Origin of the sequence: Janthinobacterium sp. SUN137 (assembly GCF_030587265.1) — a bacterium.
Classification (GTDB): Bacteria; Pseudomonadota; Gammaproteobacteria; order Burkholderiales; family Burkholderiaceae_D; genus Janthinobacterium; species Janthinobacterium kumbetense.
In genome coordinates, this window is record NZ_JAPWHZ010000029.1 from 1 (window position 1) to 1,045 (window position 1,045).

Annotated in this window: 1 protein-coding gene; it reads right to left on the reverse strand. The window is 62.2% G+C overall.

Translation table 11 applies throughout. The features are described 5' to 3' along the window. On the reverse strand, nucleotides 1-1,045 hold a 1,045-nt coding region (locus O3298_RS29135), incomplete at both ends, for a condensation domain-containing protein (RefSeq protein WP_305061209.1).

Here is a 1,045-nt window from a genome sequence, read left to right on the forward strand (position 1 = left end):
TCAGGTTCAGCACATGCACCGGCTGCTGCTCGTCAGTCACCATGCTCTCGAGGGTGCGCTGGAAATAGCCAATCCAGCGCTCGATCGTGGCGGTATCGAACAGATCGGTGGCGTATTCAAGCGTGCCGTACAGGACATCGTCCGCTTCGGTCACCGCCAGCGACAGGTCGAACTGGGTACTGGCATGGGTTTGCCCGATACCCTGCAAGCGCAGGCCTGGCAATTCCAGCACCTCGTCGGCCGGTGTATTGTTGAGCGAGAACGACACCTGGAACAGCGGACTGTAGGCAAGGCTGCGCTGCGGATTGAGCGCCTCGACCACCTGCTCGAACGGCACATCCTGGTGTGCATACGCGTTGAGCGTATCGTGCCTGACGCGCTCGATCAAGGCACCGACGCTGGGTGCGCCTTCCAAGTTCACCCGCAAGGCCAGCGTGTTGACAAAGAAGCCGATCAGGTGTTCCGTTTCGCGGCGATGGCGGTTGGCCACCGGGCTGCCGATTACCACCTCATCTTGGCCAGACAGGCGCGACAGCAAACTTGCCCAAGCAGCCAGCAGCGTCATGTACAACGTGGCCCCATGCCGCAGGCCCAGCTGCTTGAGCGCCTGCGTAAGTGTGGCTGGAATGCTAAAGCCCGCGCTCGCGCCACGGTAACTTTGCACCTCCGGGCGCTGGCGGTCCAGCGGCAACGCCAGCAACGCCGGAGCACCGGCCAGATGCTGCTGCCAGTAATCGACCTGGGCCTGCAGGACATCACCCTGCAGCCAAGCGCGCTGCCAGACCGCATAGTCGGCATACTGGATTGCCAGCGGCGGCAACGGATCGTCCCGTCCCTGGCTCAAGGCCGTGTAGAGCATGCTCACCTCCCGTACCAGCAAACCGATCGACCAGCCGTCGGTGATGATGTGGTGCTGGTTGATGAACAGGATATGTTCCTCCGGGCCCAAGCGCAGCAGTTGTCCACGAATTAACGGTCCACGCGACAAGTCGAACGGCGCCGACATGGTTTGCTCACCAATGCGCGTGATCGCCAGCTCCTGTGC